14 protein-coding genes are annotated in these 17322 nt (G+C 68.5%); 5 read left to right on the plus strand and 9 right to left on the minus strand.

What is annotated here, in order from left to right; all coding sequences use genetic code 11:
* Nucleotides 1–41 precede the first annotated feature (41 nt).
* On the plus strand, nucleotides 42–1466 hold the full coding sequence (locus tag KIH74_RS14760; RefSeq protein WP_214156489.1) for an FtsK/SpoIIIE domain-containing protein: 1425 nt from the start codon (nucleotides 42–44) through the stop codon (nucleotides 1464–1466).
* Nucleotides 1467–1677: 211 nt separating this feature from the next.
* On the opposite strand, the gene KIH74_RS14765 is transcribed toward KIH74_RS14760, so the two are convergent.
* From KIH74_RS14765 to KIH74_RS14800, 8 genes are all read right to left on the minus strand, one after another.
* Nucleotides 1678–2043 carry a DUF6300 family protein gene (locus tag KIH74_RS14765; RefSeq protein ID WP_214156490.1) on the minus strand — a complete coding sequence of 122 codons (366 nt, stop codon included), beginning with the start codon at nucleotides 2041–2043 and terminating at the stop codon, nucleotides 1678–1680.
* The gene (gene dnaE / locus KIH74_RS14770; RefSeq protein WP_308113789.1) at nucleotides 2040–5585 is read right to left on the minus strand and encodes a DNA polymerase III subunit alpha; all 3546 of its coding nucleotides are present in this window, start codon (nucleotides 5583–5585) and stop codon (nucleotides 2040–2042) included. Before dnaE ends, KIH74_RS14765 begins: the two co-directional genes overlap by 4 nt.
* Nucleotides 5586–5728: 143 nt before the next feature.
* On the minus strand, nucleotides 5729–5929 hold the full coding sequence (locus KIH74_RS14775) for a hypothetical protein (RefSeq protein WP_214156491.1): 201 nt from the start codon (nucleotides 5927–5929) through the stop codon (nucleotides 5729–5731).
* A 34-nt stretch (nucleotides 5930–5963) separates the two neighbouring features.
* On the minus strand, nucleotides 5964–7031 hold the full coding sequence (locus KIH74_RS14780; RefSeq protein ID WP_214156492.1) for a hypothetical protein: 1068 nt from the start codon (nucleotides 7029–7031) through the stop codon (nucleotides 5964–5966).
* 166 nt (nucleotides 7032–7197) lie between these two features.
* The gene (locus tag KIH74_RS14785; RefSeq protein ID WP_214156493.1) at nucleotides 7198–8013 is read right to left on the minus strand and encodes an NAD-dependent epimerase/dehydratase family protein; all 816 of its coding nucleotides are present in this window, start codon (nucleotides 8011–8013) and stop codon (nucleotides 7198–7200) included.
* A 20-nt stretch (nucleotides 8014–8033) separates the two neighbouring features.
* Nucleotides 8034–8480 carry a MarR family winged helix-turn-helix transcriptional regulator gene (locus tag KIH74_RS14790; RefSeq protein WP_214156494.1) on the minus strand — a complete coding sequence of 149 codons (447 nt, stop codon included), beginning with the start codon at nucleotides 8478–8480 and terminating at the stop codon, nucleotides 8034–8036.
* A gap of 693 nt (nucleotides 8481–9173) precedes the next feature.
* Nucleotides 9174–9599 carry a hypothetical protein gene (locus KIH74_RS14795; protein ID WP_214156495.1) on the minus strand — a complete coding sequence of 142 codons (426 nt, stop codon included), beginning with the start codon at nucleotides 9597–9599 and terminating at the stop codon, nucleotides 9174–9176.
* Nucleotides 9600–9652: 53 nt separating this feature from the next.
* Nucleotides 9653–10264: a TetR/AcrR family transcriptional regulator gene (locus KIH74_RS14800; RefSeq protein WP_214156496.1), complete on the minus strand. Its 612-nt coding sequence runs from the start codon at nucleotides 10262–10264 to the stop codon at nucleotides 9653–9655.
* Between the two features lie 187 nt (nucleotides 10265–10451).
* Between KIH74_RS14800 and KIH74_RS14805 the strand changes: the two genes are divergently transcribed.
* From KIH74_RS14805 to KIH74_RS14815, 3 genes are read left to right on the plus strand one after another with little or no spacing between them, the layout of a single operon-like run.
* Entirely contained in the window at nucleotides 10452–11054 is a 603-nt protein-coding gene (locus KIH74_RS14805; RefSeq protein WP_214156497.1) for an NADPH-dependent F420 reductase, read from the plus strand.
* A gap of 24 nt (nucleotides 11055–11078) precedes the next feature.
* Entirely contained in the window at nucleotides 11079–12059 is a 981-nt protein-coding gene (locus KIH74_RS14810) for an alcohol dehydrogenase catalytic domain-containing protein (protein ID WP_214156498.1), read from the plus strand.
* 33 nt (nucleotides 12060–12092) lie between these two features.
* Nucleotides 12093–12989 carry an SDR family oxidoreductase gene (locus KIH74_RS14815; protein WP_214156499.1) on the plus strand — a complete coding sequence of 299 codons (897 nt, stop codon included), beginning with the start codon at nucleotides 12093–12095 and terminating at the stop codon, nucleotides 12987–12989.
* 171 nt (nucleotides 12990–13160) lie between these two features.
* Here the strand turns inward: KIH74_RS14815 and KIH74_RS36370 are convergent, their stop codons facing one another.
* On the minus strand, nucleotides 13161–13412 hold the full coding sequence (locus KIH74_RS36370) for a hypothetical protein (protein ID WP_246572469.1): 252 nt from the start codon (nucleotides 13410–13412) through the stop codon (nucleotides 13161–13163).
* Here KIH74_RS36370 and KIH74_RS14820 point away from each other — a divergent pair.
* On the plus strand, nucleotides 13299–17261 hold the full coding sequence (locus KIH74_RS14820) for a chemotaxis protein CheB (RefSeq protein ID WP_246572453.1): 3963 nt from the start codon (nucleotides 13299–13301) through the stop codon (nucleotides 17259–17261). The two genes, KIH74_RS36370 and KIH74_RS14820, sit on opposite strands and share 114 nt — an antisense overlap.
* Nucleotides 17262–17322 lie beyond the last annotated feature (61 nt).

Genomic DNA, 17322 nt, shown 5'->3' on the forward strand with positions numbered 1-17322 from the left:
ATCAACCGATGCCTGACCTCCCTGAAAGGACCCGGCGAACCTTGCTTGCGGACGGTGAACCGCTGGGTCTGGACCGGCTCCTGCCCCCTCTGCTGCCCACCCGCGAGCACGGGTTGCGAGCCGTGCCGGCGCCCGGCTCCCCGCCGTTGCCGCGGCTGCACGTGCCGGTCGGTGTGGCCGCCGAACCCGCGCACGGGCTGTGCCTGGCCGATCTGGGCGGGCACACGCTGGTGCTGGGCCAGGCCGGATCGGGGCGCGGCAGCACGCTGGGCACGCTGGTCGCCGGCCTGGCGCTGACCCACTCCCCCGAGACCGTGCAGGTCTACTGCCTCACCGGCGGGGCCGACGGTGAGGACCCGGTCGCCGACCTGGCCGCCCTCCCGCACGTGGGCGCCGTGGTGGACGCCTCGGACCGGGCCGCCGCGATCGCGTTGCTCCAGCATCTGGGCCGACGACCGGACCAGGACGTCGACGTGTACCTGGTGGCCGACTGCCCGTCACACCTGGCGGCTCTCGGCCCCGAGCTGGTGGCCACCGCCGACGCCGCCCCCGGCCGCGAGGTGCATCTGCTGCTAGCCGCCGACTCCCTGGAGCAGGTGCCCGCCCCGCTGCGCACCTGGTTCACCACCCGGGTGGAACTGGACGTGGAACCGGACGTGAAGTTGGACGTGGAGCCGGGCGCCGGGCCGGGCCGGGCCGGGTCCGGGCGTGTCATCGGGCTGGACGGCAAGGCCCGGGCGTTCACCGGTGTCGTCACGCGGATCGGCGTCGAGGCCCCGGGCACCGGTCCTGGGGACGCCCGCCGTCACCTGGCCGCCGAGGTGGCCCGGCACTGGGCGCCCCGTCCGCCGGCCCCGGAGGTCGCGGGGCTCTCGTCGTCCACCAGCCCGAAGGACCGGCCGGGCACCAGCACGGCGTTGCGGGTGCGGCTCGGCCTCGACGGCCCGGACGGCCGGCCGATGACGCACGACTTCGGGCGGCATCGCGCCCTGATCGTGCGCGGCCCCGCCGGCTCCGGGAAGACCGCGCTGCTGCGCGATCTCGCGACCGAGCTGGTACGCGACCGCACGCCCGCACAGGTGCGGATCCTGCTGGTCGACTACCGGGCCGGGCTGATCGACGCGGTCGACGAGAAATACCTGCTGGGCCACGCTTTTCACCCGGGGGCCCTGCAAGACCTGATCGACGGCACGCTCTGGGCCCTGGCCGGCCGGGGCGGTGACGCCGCCTGGCGCGGCCCCCGGCTGTACGTGCTGGTCGACGACCACGTGCACGCGGCGAACGACGAGGACATCTGGGCGCCGGTGCTGCGGCACCTGGAGGCCGACCACGACGCCGGGGTCCACCTGGTGCTGGCCGAGGCCGCCGGGCAGCCCGATGTCACGCAGGACGACGAGATCAGCAGCATCACCCTCAGCCAGGCGCTGGGCGAGATCGGTGCTGCGGTGGTCGATCTGGGGCAGTAGCCGCCTGGATCGGCCGGCCACCGGACGATCGTGTCGCGTCCCTGCCCAGGCGGTCGGCACGGATCACCCAGTCACGGCGTCAGTGAGCAGGCCACGGGAGACCGTCGTGGTTTTTTGACACCGGCCAGGCGCCCGAGGTGGTGTGAATTCGCTCCGGCAGCGCCCCGTACCGGCAGCGGGCGAGGGGGCATCAGCACCCCTTCACCCGATGTCAGGCCTCGTTCTGCCGCTCCGGCCCTTCACCGCTGAACGGCTCGACCCGCACGGCGGCCAGCCACCCGGCCACCAGACTCGTTGCCTGTTCCAGGGTTTCGGCCGTGATGCTGCCGTGCACGGCGAAGTAGGTGATGAGCGGCCCGGCCTGCGGGTCGTCGAGGTGGCAGGTCTGGCACAGCACGGCCACGGCCGTGCCGGTGGTTTCGTGGCCGCGCTCGTCGGTGACGGTGTGCGGGACGGTGGCCGCCAGGATGCCCTGGCGGCCGCAGCCGGGGCAGGTGGGAGCCTGCTCCGTGGTCTCGACGATCAGCGGGCAGCCCGGAGCGGGTTCGTCCGGGCTGCCGTGGACCGGACGGGTCACAGGGTGACCGCGGTGGATCCTAGGAGTGCCTTGAGCTCACCCATCAGGGCGCTGCTGACGGTGACCGGGTATTTGGGCAGCTCCATGACGATCTGGCGGTTGCGCTCGCGCAGGTACAGGTGCACCGGGTTGTCGCCAGGGTGGTTGGTCAGGATCTGGCGCATCTTCTCGGTCAGGTCAGGGTTGACCCGGTGCGTCGGGATCGACAGGACCACCGGCGTACTGCCGTTGGAAACCGTTGAGACGTCGAGGATCTTGAGTTCGCGCCCCATCATGCTGTAGGCCCCCTCCCGGTCCTGGATGATGCCGGTGACGGACACCACCATGTCCTCGGTGACGACCGGGGCGATCGCGGCCCAGGACTGACCGAAGAACGAGACCTCGGCGCTGGCGTCCTTGTCTTCGACGATCAGTTTCGCCCAGGGGTTACCGCTCTTGGCCGACACCCTGCGCTCGACCGTGGTGACCAGGCCGGAGAGCGTGATGTTGCCCTGCGGGGCGTGGTCCATCGCGTGCATCTCGGCGATGGACACGTCACGCTCCCGGGCCAGGATCCGCTCGGTCCCGTCGAGGGGGTGACTGCTGACGTACAGACCGAGCATGTCCCGCTCGAAGGCGAGCTTCTCCTTCATCCCCCATTCGCCCTCGTCGATGTCCAGGTGCAGACCGAAGTTCTCCGGGCCGGCGTCGATGGAACCGAACAGGTCGTCCTGGCCGATGCCGGCGGCGCGCTTGACGCCCATGACCGAGTCGACCGCCTGCTCCGCGATCGCGATCAGGCCCTTGCGGGAGTGACCGAGGGAGTCGAACGCCCCACCGCGGATCAGCGAGTCGATGGCCCGCTTGTTGCAGGCCGGCAGGTCGATCTTGTCCAGGAAGTCGGCGAACGAGGTGAAGGCGCCCTTCTCCTGGCGGGCGGCGATGATCGAGGCGATGACGTTGTCGCCGACGTTACGCACCGCCCGCAGGCCGAAGCGCACGTTCTCGCCGACGGCGGTGAAGTCGGCGACGGACTCGTTGACGTCGGGCTGGAGGATGTTGATGCCGATGGAACGGGCGTCGGCCAGGTAGATCGCGGCCTTGTCCTTGCTGTCGTCGACCGAGGTCAGCAGCGCGGCGGCGTATTCGGCCGGGTAGTTGGCTTTGAGGTACGCGGTCCAGTAGGCGACGAGCCCGTAGCCGGCGGTGTGCGACTTGTTGAAGGCGTAACCGGCGAACGGGAGCATGACGTCCCACAGCGCCTTGATCGCCTCGTCGCCGTAGCCGTTGCTCTTCATCCCGGTCTCGAAGGTGACGAACTCCTTCTCCAGGATCTCCTTCTTCTTCTTACCCATGGCCCGGCGCAGCAGGTCGGCCTGACCCAGGGTGTAGCCGGCCACGGCCCGGGCGGTCGCCATGATCTGCTCTTGGTAGACCAGCAGGTGGAAGGTGTTACCCAGGATCGGTTCCAGGACCTCTTCCAGGTCCGGGTGGATCGGGACGACGTCCTGCTTGCCGTTCTTGCGCAGCGCGTAGTTGATGTGCGCGTTGGCGGCCATCGGGCCGGGACGGTACAGCGCCAGGACGGCGGCGATGTCTTCGAACCGGGTCGGTTCCATCAGCTTGAGCAGGGCCCGCATGGGCCCGCCGTCGAGCTGGAACACGCCGAGAGTCTCGCCGCGGGCCAGGAGTTTGTAGGTCTTCTCGTCGTCGAGGGGAAGTTCGAGCGTGTCGAGTCTGACGCCGGTGTTCGCCTCGATGATCTTGATGGCGTGGTCGATGATGCCGAGGTTGCGCAGCCCGAGGAAGTCCATCTTCATCAGGCCCATTTCCTCGCACTGAGGATAGGCGAAACCGGTCAGCAGAGTGCCGTCCGACTGGCGCTTGTGCATCGGCACCAGGTCCAGCAGCGGAGCAGAGGAGAGGATCACCGCCGCGGCGTGCACACCGGTTCCGCGGATCAGGCTCTCGATGCCCAGACCGGTGTTGTAGACGCGCTTGACCTCGGGGTCGGTCTCGACCAGGGTCCGGAACTCGCCGCCCTCGGCATACCGGTCGTGGTTCTTGTTGAACAGGTCCGCGAGCGGTACGCCCTTGCCCATGACGTCCGGCGGCATGGCCTTGGTGATGCGGTCACCCATGGAGAAGGGGTAACCGAGGATGCGGCTGGCGTCCTTGATCGCGGCCTTGGCCTTGATCGTGCCGAAGGTGTTGACCTGGGAGGTGTAGTCGGCGCCGTACTTCTCGGTGACGTACTTGACCATCTTGTCGCGCTGGCGGTCGTCGAAGTCGAGGTCGACGTCCGGAGGGCTGATGCGGTCGGGGTTGAGGAACCGCTCGAACAGCAGATCGTGTTCCAGCGGGTCCAGCTCGGTGATCCGGGTGGCGTAGGCCACGATCGAGCCGGTGGCCGATCCACGGCCCGGGCCGACCGGGACGCCGGTGTCGCGGGCCTGGCGGCAGATGTCGGAGACGATGAGGAAGTAGCTGGAGAACCCCATCGGGCCGATGACCTTCATCTCGGTCTCGTACCGGTCGAGCACGTGCTCGGGGATCGGGTCGCCGTAGCGCTTCTTCAGGCCGATCTCGACGTTCTGCCGCAGATAGGATTCCTGGGTCTCGCCCTCGGGCACGTCGAACTGGGGCATCCGGTCGACGTAGGTGAAGACGTCTTCGTAGGACTCGACCATCTCGGCCACGCGCAGCGTGTTGTCACACGCGTCGGGCAGCTCCTTGAAGAGGGCCCGCATCTCCTCGGCCGTCTTGAGGTAGTACCCCGAGCCGTTGAACCGGAACCGGTTCGGGTCGTCCTTGTTCTTGCCGACGCCGATGGCCAGGAGGCTGTCGTGGGCGTCGGCCTCGCTCTCCAGCACGTAGTGGCTGTCGTTGGTCGCCAGCAGGGGGATGTCCAGGTGCTTGGCGAGCTTGAGCAGGTCGGCGCGGACCTCGTGCTCGATGTCGATGCCGTGGTCCATCAGCTCGAGGAAGTAGTTCTCCTTCCCGAGCATGTCCTGGTAGGCCCCGGCGACCTTGACCGCCTCGTCCCACTGGCCCAGCCGCAGCCGGGTCTGCACCGCGCCGGAAGGGCAGCCGGTGGTGCCGATGATGCCCTCGGCGTGCTGGGAGATGAGCTCCATGTCCATCCGGGGCTTGCCGAAAAAGCCCTCGTACGAGGCGATGGACGACAACCGGAAGAGGTTGCGCAGGCCCGTGGCGTTCTTGGCCCACATGGTCATGTGGGTGAACTTGCCGCCACCGGAGACGTCCTTGCCGCCCTCGGACCCGTCGTCCGCGACGCCACGCCCGGCCTTGCCCCAGAAGATCGCCTTGCGGTCGTGACGGGAATCGGGAGCCACGTAGGCCTCGATCCCGATGATCGGCTTGACCGGGCCCTTCTTGCCGATTTGGTAGAACTCGTAGGCGCCGAACATGTTGCCGTGGTCACTCATCGCGATCGCGGGCGAGCCCTGGCGCTCCGCCTCGGCGAACAACTTCTTGTTCTTCGCCGCTCCATCCAGCATGGAGTACTCGGTGTGCACATGCAGATGGACGAAGTCACTCACTGGGGTAATGCTCCTGCGCTCGCGCGATGGGTACGACCGGCGTCAGTTTAGGCGCTCTCCCGGGGAGAGGGCCGAATCCTCCCGGCCTGTCGCATCCCGTGTGTCCGTTGAGGCGTTTTGTTATTTTTGCGAGGCGCAGGCGGCTACGGCCAGGAGATCGTGAACGTGCTGGTGGGCCTGCTCACGCTGCGGTGGACACCGCCAGGCACGGCCGGGTTCGGGTGGCGGGTGACGGTCAGGCTCGGACGCGCCTGCGGGTCCCATGCCGCGATCGCCTCGGCGTAGCGTTCGCTCAGGTCCGGCCCGGCGGGCCCGTGGGCGACGATCCCGATGGGCGAGGCCAAACCGACGAAGGGACGAGCGTACCGCCCCGAGCTCTCAGAGTTCCTGTTTTCCGTAGAGCCAGCGAATACTCATCCGGCTCTCCCACTCCGGGTGGACCACGTGCTCCTGGTCCTCCCCGACGAGCTGGACGCTGCTGCGCTCCGGATCGCTCCTCAGCCGGGCGACCTCATGCGACTCGATCCTGGTCGGCCGCCCTCCGCCCGCCCGGACGAACCACTTCGTCACCACCTCGCAGCGTCCCCACAGGTCCCCGCGGTACCCGGTCGACTCATAGGTGAAGAACTCCAGGCGCACTGCTCCGTCGTCCTCCCGGACCAGACGCGCGGGATGCAGATAGGCCGCGATCTCACCGGCCAGGAAGTGCCAGTCCAGCAGAGGAGTGGTCCAGGCAGAACCCTCGACCGGATACGGCAAGGAGTACGAGCACATGCAGGCCACCACCTGTGCCGGCACCGCGGGGTCCGGGTCCCGGGGCTCGGTCAGGAGCATGCGCTCGATCAGTGGCTCGAGCCCCCGCCCACCACGCTGGACACGGAACTGCGCCCCGTCCCTGGCCCACACGGTGATCGACGGGTGGGGCGAGACCGCCGGCGGACAGTCGAGCACCATCCAGTCGATCACCGGCTCGACGTCGACCCGGGCGATCCACGGCTCGGCACGCAACACGAGGTCGAGCCGGACGCCGTCCGAAAAATCAACGGGGTCGAGGGATTCCGGGGGCTGCACCCGGTACTGGCGCAGCCATTCCGGCTGCTCCTGGTAGGCCAGAAAGACCTCCGCAACGTCCTGCCAGTGCGCGTAAACCTGTTCCTGAGGCCCGATCTGGACGAAGTACTGCCGCACACCCACCCGCTTATTGAAGTGCGTGTCGTCGAGACAGGCGAAGAACGTCAGCGTGAAGACGTCGTCCGTCCACCGGTAGCTCGGTCCCCGCAGCCGGTCGGCGATCCGCGCGGCACTCGGGGCGCTGCGGACCAGGTCCTCGATCTGCTCCAGGCCCCGGATCAGCGTCACCCTCTCCCGGCGGGCCAGATCCTCGGCCAGATCCGCCGGCTCCACGGACGCGTCCATCTCCCACGAGTAGACCTGCCTGACCGCCACCGCATCCACCACCCGAACGTCCTGACAACTGCGAACACCATGTCAAGGCGGACATCATCGGCACAAGTGGTTTCGGCTCATGCGGCCGGGTCGCGACACGTGGCTCAGCCGATCACGGGGAGGAGCTCTCCTCCTGACCGGTGAATGCTGAAAGCCCATGGCATCGCTACAGAATGCCTTCCGCCGCCGCCTGGTAGACGGTGCGGACGGTCGGTTCGTAGCCGAGGCTGCGGATGAGGGTGCCGTCGAGGCTGCCGGTCCAGGGGTCGGTGACCGGCCCGGTGGACTCGGGGTAGTCCGCGCCCACGATCCTGGCGATCTCGTGCAGGCTGGTGGGCAGGTCGTCCACGACGTTGACGGTGTGGCCGTCGAAGGCGCCGGCCAGGCCCAGGCCCACGGCGGTGGCGATGTCGCGGTGGTGCACCAGGCTCATCGGCTGGGCCGAGTGCCAGTTCCAGGTGCCCAGCAGCCGGGGCGCCGACTCCAGGTGGCCGTCCTGGTCACCGTAGACGAACCCGAAGCGCAGCACGCTCCAGGTGAGTCCGCTGGCCCGCAGGTCGTTCTCGGCGACGACCTTGGTGGCAGGGTAGGGCATCTGCGGGTGGGTGGGGTCGTTTTCGCGGGCGGGGTGGGACAGGTGGTGGTCGTAGACCAGGCCGGTGCTGGCCATGATGAAACGGGCCTGCGGAGAATGAGTTCTGACCGCGTCGATCAGGTTGCGGGTGGCGTCGATGTTGGCCCTGCGGATCAGGTCCGGGTCCGGGGTGCGCAGGACGGCGGCCAGGTGAACGACGGCGGTGACGCCCTCGACCGCCTTGATCAGGCTCTGCGGGTCGAGCAGGTCACCTTCGACACTCTCGACGCCTTCGGGAACCTGCTTGCCGGCCCGGACCAGGGCCCGCAGCTCGTGCCCGGCACCGATCAGGCGGGGCAGGAGGCGGGTGCCGACGAGGCCGGTGGCGCCGGTGACGAGAATGGTCATGGGGTCTTCCTTCTGGGGATTCAGGCACGATCGTTCAGCCGTCGCGTCGCGGAGCGCAGCACGCGCAGCGTGGTGGCCAGGTCGTCCTGGTCGACGTCGCCGAACGCGACGGTGAGGATGTGCTCGATCGGGTTGGGGAGTTCTTGCCACAGCCGTTCGCCCACGGGGGTGAGGCTGAGGGTGCGCCGGCGCTGGTCACCGGAAGCGGTTTCCTGGGACACCAGCCCTTTTCGCACCAGGGTCGCGACGATCCCGGTCATGCTGGCCCGTTCGATGCCGAGCTTCTGGACCAGGTCGCGCTGCGGGGTCGGCCCCTCGTGCGCCAGGTGGTGCAGCACGTACCACTGGGTGGACCCCAGGTTGTAGGGCCGCAGGGTGGAGTCGATCATCGCCCGGCTGGCGAAGTAGTACTTCTTCGCCCAGGCGCCGACCGAGTCGTGCTCGAAGTCTTCTGGCTCGCTGGTCACCGGCCGATTTTGCTAGGGGCCATACATTCGGGTCAAGAATCCACCTCTCCGTCCGGGCGCAGCGCACCTTCAGGCTCCGGACCGCGCGCAGGCAGCGGGCGTTCGCTTGGTGCCTAACAACTTGAGTTTGTATGGCACCTAGCAATATGTCAAGAAGGCGATGGTCATCGAGCGAATGGCCGCGCGACGGCGGCAGAGACCTTCGGACGAACGACCGCCAGGCGAACCTTCACAAAATCACCACACGGGACAATACGGCTCCCGGCCCCGCCGTCCGGGTCCGGATGCTAGGTTCCAAGATCAACAACGAACGTTTCGCGAAGCCAACGCTTTTCGCCGCCCGGCATTCAAACCACTGGTGGACGACGAAAGGCGGCACCGCCGCGTTCACCGTGGTGAGACCAACCCAGCCCCACGACACAAGGGATGCCGCACGGATGAGTCGACGCCTTTCCACGATCTCGATCCTGATCGCCGTCGTCGCCGGCTGATCTACTTCCAGGGACCGGCGATCCTCGCCCCACGACAGGACGAGGCCTCGCGGTACTGCTCGAACCAGAGCACGGATCCCGACGCATCGGGCAGCGTCGACTGGCGGGCCGGATTCCCCAGCGGATGGTGGTGTCACATCGACGGCCGCCCCGAGGACACCTACCTCTTCTGGTGGAACTGAGCGCCGACGCCGCCCGACCGCTACAGGCGCACCAGAACCAGGTCCCACTGGCCGTGATCGTCCTCCCAGCCGCCGTCCACCTCGCCGATGTCCAGCGGATTGAACGCCGGTGGCACCTCGAGGGCGAAGAGCTCCTCGTTCTCGTGGCAGATCCGCGCCGCGTCCTCCCGGGATCCGTCGGTGGCCACCCGGATGTAGCGCACGCGCCACTCCGATCCACCAAGGTCCCGACCCACCAGATCGCGCCCGAAGACCTTTTCGCCGTCCACCTCGAACACCGTGTTCGGGCCGTCGACGGGCAGGGGGCCCGTGTCGTAGATGGTCAGATCGTCGTTCAGGACGTTCTTCTCACCCCGGAGCACAGCAGGTGAGAGCCAGTCCGGGTGGCGGTCCAGACCGACCTCGTAGACGAAGTTGCCCGAGGCGAACAGCGCGAAGATCGACATGACGGGGACCATATCCACCGCGAAGCCCTGGGACGACGAGAGGCCAGGACCGCTCAGGCCTGCTTGAGCCGGGCGTTACCGGCCGCGAGGATCTCGTCCGCCAGGTCCGGGGCCGATCGGGCGACCGCCCGGGAGACCACCAGCGAGCCGACCATCTGGCTGAACAGGGCGATGGCCTGCTCGCGGGCCTGCCCGGCGCTCAGGTCGGTGCCGGACTGGGACGCGTTCTCCAGCACCATCTCCGTGATGGCGCCGAAGAAGCCCTCGAGTCCGTGCTGGTACTCGGACTGCGCCCCGGCACCGTCCCGTCCGGCGTCGGTGACCAGTGCGGCTGACGCGCAGCCGGTTTCGGGGTGGTCGCGGTGCTCGGGGTTCAGATAGGTGTCGAACATCTGGTCCAGGGCCGCCCGGGCCGAGCCGGGATGCTCTTCGCGGATGCCGGCCAGAGCCGCGAGGGAACTGACGAAGCCCTGGCGGAGGACCTCCCGGGCCAGGTCGTCCTTGGAGCCGAAGTGGTTGTAGAAGCCGCCGTGCGTCATCTCGGCCGACTTCATCAGCTCGGCGATGCCGATCCCGTGGACGCCGTGGGTGCGGAAGCCCCGGCCCGCGGCCTCGACGATCTTGTCGTGGTTGAGCTTCTTCTGCTCCTGCGTGAGGCGGGGCACGTGAGTCTCCTTCCCGGGCGGGCGGTGCGGCGAACCGCATCTGAGCAGGTCCGACACAGTTCGGCCCTTGATGATACCCGTCATCATTGATGCCCGCGCCGGCTTGACTTTTATTAATGACGAGCATCATTGTTTTTCGGGGCGGCCCTCAGGCCGTCTCGTGGTCACCAGGAGAAGTGAGTCAGGCATGGACGTGGGAACGATCGGGGCGGGAGCCGTCGCGCAGGCCGTCGCCCGTCACCTCGTGGCAGCGGGCCACCGCGTGATGCTGAGCAACAGCCGCGGGCCGGCGTCGCTGGACGAGGTCGTGGCCGGACTGGGACCGCTGGCCAGTGCCGGCCCGGTCGCCGAGGCCGCGGCGGCCGACCTGGTGCTCCTCGCCGTCCGGTGGAGCGACGTACCGGCCGCGCTGGCCGGCGCGCCGGCCTGGAACGGGCGCATTCTGGTGGACGCCACCAATCACGTCCTCGGCCCGACCGTCGCGGACCTCGCCGAGCTCGGCGACGAGACCAGCAGCGAGTTCGTTGCCCGCCACGCTCCCGGCGCGCGGGTGGTGAAGGCCTTCAGCACCCTGTACGGGTCGTACATCGCGGCGGATCCCCGGCATGCCGATGGCCGGCAGATCCTCTTCTGCGCCGGTGACGACGCCGAGGCCAAAGCGGTCTTCCAGAGGACGTTCGACGCCGTCGGTTTCGCTCCGGTGGACGTGGGGACGTTGCGCGAGGGCGGCCGGCTCATGCAGGTCGGAGGGGGCCCGCTCTCCGCGCTCCACGCTCTCCGCCAGGACTGACCGACACCGCGAAAGGAATACCCCGTGAAGGCACTGGCATACGAAAAGGCCCACCCCCTGGATGCGTTCGCTCTGGAACTCATGGACGTCGACGAACCGCGGACGCGTGACAGTGATCTGCTGATCGAGGTGCGGGCCGTGGGCGTCAACCCGGGTGAGGCGCTCATCCGGCAGATGCGCAGCGCACCCCCGGGTGGACGCGTCGTCCTCGGCTGGGAGTTCGCCGGGGTGGTGGTCGCAACCGGTTCGGCGACACATGGTTTCGCCGTGGGCGACCGGGTCATGGGCACCGGGGACGTCACCCGGGACGGCTGCTGGGCCGAACGCGTGGCCGTCGACCACCGGGTCGCCGCCAGGATCCCGGATCAGCTCTCCTTCACGGATGCCGCCTCCCTGCCCGTCGGCGGCCTCACCGCCTGGGAAGCCCTGTTCCGGGATCAGGGCGGACTACCGGCCGGGGTCGGGAACGTCCTGGTCGTCGGCGGCGCCGGAGGCGTGGGCTCGATGGCGACGCAACTGCTCAGGAGCCGGACGTCCGCGCGGGTGATCGCCACCGCCTCCCGGCCCGAATCCCGCGCATGGTGCACGGCCATGGGGGCCGATCTGGTCGTCGACCACACCGCGGACGTCGCCGGCCGGCTGCGGACCGCGGGCGTCGAGCAGATCGATCTGGTGCTCTCCACCCGGGGCACCGCCGGCAACATCGGCTGGATCACCGACGTCCTGCGTCCGTTCGGTCATCTGGCGACCACCGACCTCACCGGCACCACCGACATCGAACCCTTGATCCAGAAATCCGTATCCGTGCACACGGAAATGGTTTTCAGCCGGGTCGTCACCGGCCACGAACTTCACCGGCAGGGACAGATCCTCGCCGAACTGGCGAGCCACGCACGCCCGATCGTGACCACACGACTGCACGGTCTCACCGTGGACTCCATGCGGCAGGCCCACGCGCTGGCCGAAAGCGGTCGCACCGTCGGGAAAACCGTCATCACCGCCTGACCGATCACCGAACCACAGAACAGGAACGAACACATGGGCAAGCTGCTCGTCACCGGAGCCACCGGAAACCTGGGCCGTCAGACCCTGGAACTCCTCCTCGAGAGCGTCCCCGCCGATCGCCTGGCCGGGCTCGCCCGCACCCCCGAGCGGGCGGCCGACCTGGCCGGACGGGGGGTGGACATCCGCCAGGGCGACTACCTCGACCAGGCCTCGCTGGTGCGGGCCTTCGACGGGGTGGACCGGCTGCTGCTCGTCTCGGCGCAGGCCTTCACCGATCGAAACACCCAGCACCTCAACGCCATCACGGCGGCGAAGCAGGCCGGTGTGAAGCACGTGATCTACACGGCGATCCAGCGCGACGAGGCACTCGGCATCAACCAGGTGGGTGTCACCGAGTCCGACGTGTTCACCGAGCAGGCGCTGCGTGCCTCCGGGCTGACGTACACCATCCTCTACAACCCGATGTACCTCGACCAGTTCGACGGATACGTCGGAGCCGACGCGTACGAGAAGGGTGTGCGTGTTCCCCCGGGCGAGGGCACCATGGCACCGGCCCTGCTGCGCGACCTCGCCGCCGGCAACGTGGCCGTGCTCACCCAGGACGGCCACGAGAACAAGACCTACACGCTCAACGGCAGCGAGGCCGCGTCGTACCGGGACATCGCCGCCACCTTGAGCGAGATCCACGGCAGGACGGTTCCCTACCTTCCCGTCACCGTGGAGGAGTTCCACGAGAGTTACGTCCGGAACGGCCTTCCCGAGCCGGTCGCCGAGTTCCTGACGGCCTGGGTGGCCGGCGTCGGCCTCGGCTCGTTCAGCAAGAGCACCGACGACCTGGAGCGGCTCATCGGCTACCGGCCCACCGGCTACCGGGAGTTCCTGGAGAAGAACTATCCCTCGGTCGCACCTCGAACGGGGTCCGGCGCCTGATCGACGCGCCGGGCCCGGGGCGAACCGGCCTGCGGCGTGGTGGTGCCGTCTCTGCCTGGATACGGTGAAGACGCCGGGAACTTCTCAGGCAGCCGTCATGCGCCGGCTCACCGCCCGGCGCGGGTGGGGAGGCAGCGGCTTGGTTGTTTGCCGGACGCGCGAGGGGCAGACTCACTTCTGCGGCGTCTCAGCCCGAGCGCTGTTGTCGTTCGTGGAGGCGGAGTAGTGGGCCAGCAACAGGCGCCGCAGGTCATTGCCATGGTCTCCTCCGCCGGTGGTCTGGAGGCCATGACGACGGTCCTGCGCGGAATGGACGTCGGCCTTCCGGTGTCCGTCGTCGTGCAACAGCACCTCGGCAGCACCGGCAGCATTCTGGTGGATCTTCTGCGCCGGCGTGCGGGTGTCGAGGCGGAATGGGCTCATGACAGCGGGCGGTTGCAGCCGGGCCGTGTCCTGGTGGCTCCGCCTCGCAGGCGACTGGAGTTCTTTCCCGATGGGTCCTATGAACTGAAGGACATCGAGACCGGAATCCGGAGTCTTCCGCACGATGCGATGCTGACCTCGCTCGCCGACTCGTTCGGCGCCGGGGTGCTCGCCGTGATCCTGACCGGGATGGGCCGCGACGGTGCGGCGGGTGTGACCGCCGTGCAAGCAGCCAACGGTGTGGTCATCGCCCAGAGTGAGGACACCGCAGAACAACCTTCCATGCCCCGGTTCGCCGCGGAGGCCGGCGCCGACCTGGTGCTCCCGCTGCACGAAATCGCCCGGGTCCTCACCGACGTCGTCGCCGGCCAGGAACTCCCCCGACCGGAAGGAGAGCAGGCCGCACTCCGGGCGACGTTCGGCGAGGCGGGCGAGATCGCCCGGCTCGCCAGGGAAATCGACTGGTTGACAACAACTCTCGGACCGGTGCGATTCTGGCCGGATGCCCAGCGGATGGCGGTCCGCCAGGCGATGGACGCGCCCCACGGCATCACCCTCTTCCTCGGTCCCGACCACATCATCATCCAGAACGATGTCGGGCTGGTCTCGATGGGCGGCGTGCAGGCACAGAAGCTGGGGCTTTCGTTCGCGCAGGCTTACCCCGAGGCGCTGGCGTACATGCAACCCGTCCTGGCGACCGTCATGGCTGGTGGCCGTGTGTACCACGAGGCCACCCTGGTCCCCTTCGACAAGCAGGGCCGGATCGAGCACGCCTGGTTCGACATGTCCTACACCCCGATCCGTACGGTCGACGGCAGCATCCTCGGAGTCCAGCAGACCTTCCTCGATCGCACCGAGGAGGTGCTGAACCGACGTCGTCTACAGACCCTCAACCGGCTGGCCGCGGTGGCGGGTGCGCGCAGTCGCGCCGAGGCACTGGTCGCCGCGACAGAGGTGCTCGACGCAGCTGAGGACGTCCCTTTCGCGATGGCGTACCTCATCGAGCCCGCCCGTGCCCAGGCGTCGCTGGCGGCGGTGTGCGGTGTGGAACCAGGTGGCAGCATCGCTCCGCACCGACTGCGTCTCACGCCAGGCACGGTCTGGCCGCTGCACCGGGTGCTCGGCGAACGCACCGAGATCGTCCTCGACGACATGACCGACCGATTTCGCGGGCACCGCGTCGGGGACGGGCAGGTCGTGCCCCGGGAAGCCGTCCTGTATCCCCTCACCGGCCACGCTGACGGAGACATCAGCGGTGTACTCGTCCTGGGGGCCCATCCGGGGACACCGCTCGACGTTGCCTACCGCGCGTTCCTGACGCTTGTCGGCGAGTCGGTGGCGGCCAAGGCACAGGAGGGGCATGCCCGTCATCAGGAGCAGCAGAGGCTGACCCAGCTGGCCGAGCTCGACCGGGCCAAGACCGAGTTCTTCTCCAACGTCAGCCATGAGTTCCGGACGCCGCTGACCCTCATGCTCTCCCCGCTCGAGGATCTGATGCAGGAGGCCGGCGACCCGGTCGCGGCACCCCGGGCCGTGATCGATGTCGTCCAGCGCAACGCCCAGCGCCTGCTGCGTCTGGTCAACACGATGCTGGACTTCTCTCAGATCGAAGCCGGCCGGATGCGGGCTCAGCTGGTCCCCACCGACCTGAGTTCTTTGACCCAGGAGGTCAGCTCGATGTTCCGGAGCACGGTCGAGAATGCCGGCCTGGAACTGCGGGTGGACACCGGGCCACTGCCGCACCCGGTTCAGGTCGACCCCGAGATGTGGGAGAAGATCGTCTCCAACCTGCTGTCCAACGCTTTCAAGTTCACCTGGACCGGGAGCATCGAGATCACCCTTCGGGCCTTGCCGAAACACGTCGAGCTCACGGTCCGTGACACCGGTGTCGGGATCGCGGCCGATCAGCTCCCCCACCTCTTCAAGCGTTTTCACCGGGTGCACGGCATCCGCGGACGCACCCACGAAGGGGCCGGAATCGGTCTGGCCCTGGTCAACGAACTGATTCGCCGGCATCACGGCCGGGTACGCCTGACCAGCGAGCTCGAGGTGGGCACCACGGTGACCGTGTGGATCCCGCTGAACCGCCGTCCGGTCCCGGGAGCAGTGGTACCGGCCGCGCGCGAGCCGGGCCGGTTGGCTGCGGCGATGGCTGAAGAAGCGCTTCGCTGGGGCGAAGCCACCGATCTGGTGCCGGTGCCGGACGACCGGGAACCGGCGGCGCCGATCCCGGGTGCGCGTCTCCTGGTGGTCGACGACAACCCGGACATGCGTAAGTACCTGGTGCGTCTGCTGCAATCGCGCTGGCGCGTGGCGTCTGCGGGCGACGGGTCGCAGGCGCTGGAGCAGGCCCGGCGCAACCCGCCCGATCTGGTGCTGACCGACACCATGATGCCGGGTACGGACGGATTCTCCCTCCTGCGGGAGATCCGCGCAGACCCCCGGCTGGCCGCTGTTCCCGTTGTCCTGGTGACAGCGCGCGCCGGAGAGCAGGCCGCCGTCGAAGGACTGCTGGCGGGTGCCGACGACTACGTCGTGAAGCCCTTCTCCGCGCGAGAACTCGTCGCCCGGATAGCGGCGCAACTGGAGCTGTCGGCGATGCGCCGGCGCCTGGTGGCCGCGGACACGTACCGCCTGGCCCTCACCCATGCCCTCCAGGATCTGTCGGACCCGGACGTCATGCAGCAGCGGGCGATCGAGATCCTGGCCGAGGAGCTCGGCGTCACCAATGTGCACTACTGCGAGGTGAACAGCGACGCCGGAACCTTGGCGGTGCTGGCCGAGCACCGCCAGGCCGGGCCCTCCTACCTGGGCACCTACCGGCTCGACGAGTGGGGCGGTGCCTTTCTGGGACAGACCCTGGGGCGGGGCCGGTCCCTGGTGATCGATGACGTGAGGGGCTGCGATCTCGACGACGTGGGCCGGGCCGCCTGGGAATCGGCAGGTGTCCGCGCGGTGGTGAAGGTACCGCTGTCGCGTGAGGGCCGATGGATCGGGCATCTGGCCGCCCTCCAGGACCGCCCTCGTCGCTGGACGCCGCAGGAGGTCGCTCTGGTCGAGGAAACAGCGGCCCGTACCTGGGCCTTCATCGAACGGACCCGCGCCGAGGCCCAGCTGAGGCGGTTCGCCGCCCTGGTCGAGGCCAGCGACGAGTTGATCGGCATCTGCGACCACGACCTCGTGCCGCTCTACACCAACGCCGCCGCGCTCGCCCACATCGGGCTGGAGGACGCCGGCGACCCACGACTACGGACCATGCTGGACGTCGTCCATCCCGACGACCTGGTCCAGGCCCAGGAACTCTTCGCGACAGCGCGCCGCGACGGCCACGCGGAATCCGAGTTGCGGCTGCGCCGGTTCGACACGCAGGAGATCCGCTGGGTCATCTACTCGGTCACGCTGCTGCCCGGAAAAGCCGAGAAACCTGGTGGATTCGCGATTCTGGCCCGGGACGTGACCGAGCGTCGTCATGCGGAGGCAGCGGTGCAGGACAGCGAACGGCGGATGCGGCTGGCGACGGCCGCGACGGGGATGGTGACCTGGGAGTGGCTGCCCGGCGAGGACAGCATCACCACCAGCGAAAACTTCGCCAGCGTCTACGGCCTGCCGGAACTGGCCGGTGTGGACGCCGGATTCGCCCTGGTCCTGCCCGAGGACCACGCGGCCCATCAGGCGAACGTACAGAGAATCGCCGCCGAGGGCGGACGCTACCTTTCACAGTTCCGGATCCGGCGACCGGACGGGCGCATCGTCTGGCTCGAGGAACGAGCAGAGGCAACGCTGGCGCCCGATGGCACGGTGGGACGGATCCTGGGGGTCACCCTCGACGTCACCGACCGGATGACCTGAGCGATCCCGGTTTCCGGCCCCCCGTCGGCAAGACCGTGGCCCCTGAGTTGATCTTGGTGGC

The organism is Kineosporia corallincola (genome assembly GCF_018499875.1).
Taxonomy (GTDB): domain Bacteria; phylum Actinomycetota; class Actinomycetes; order Actinomycetales; family Kineosporiaceae; genus Kineosporia; species Kineosporia corallincola.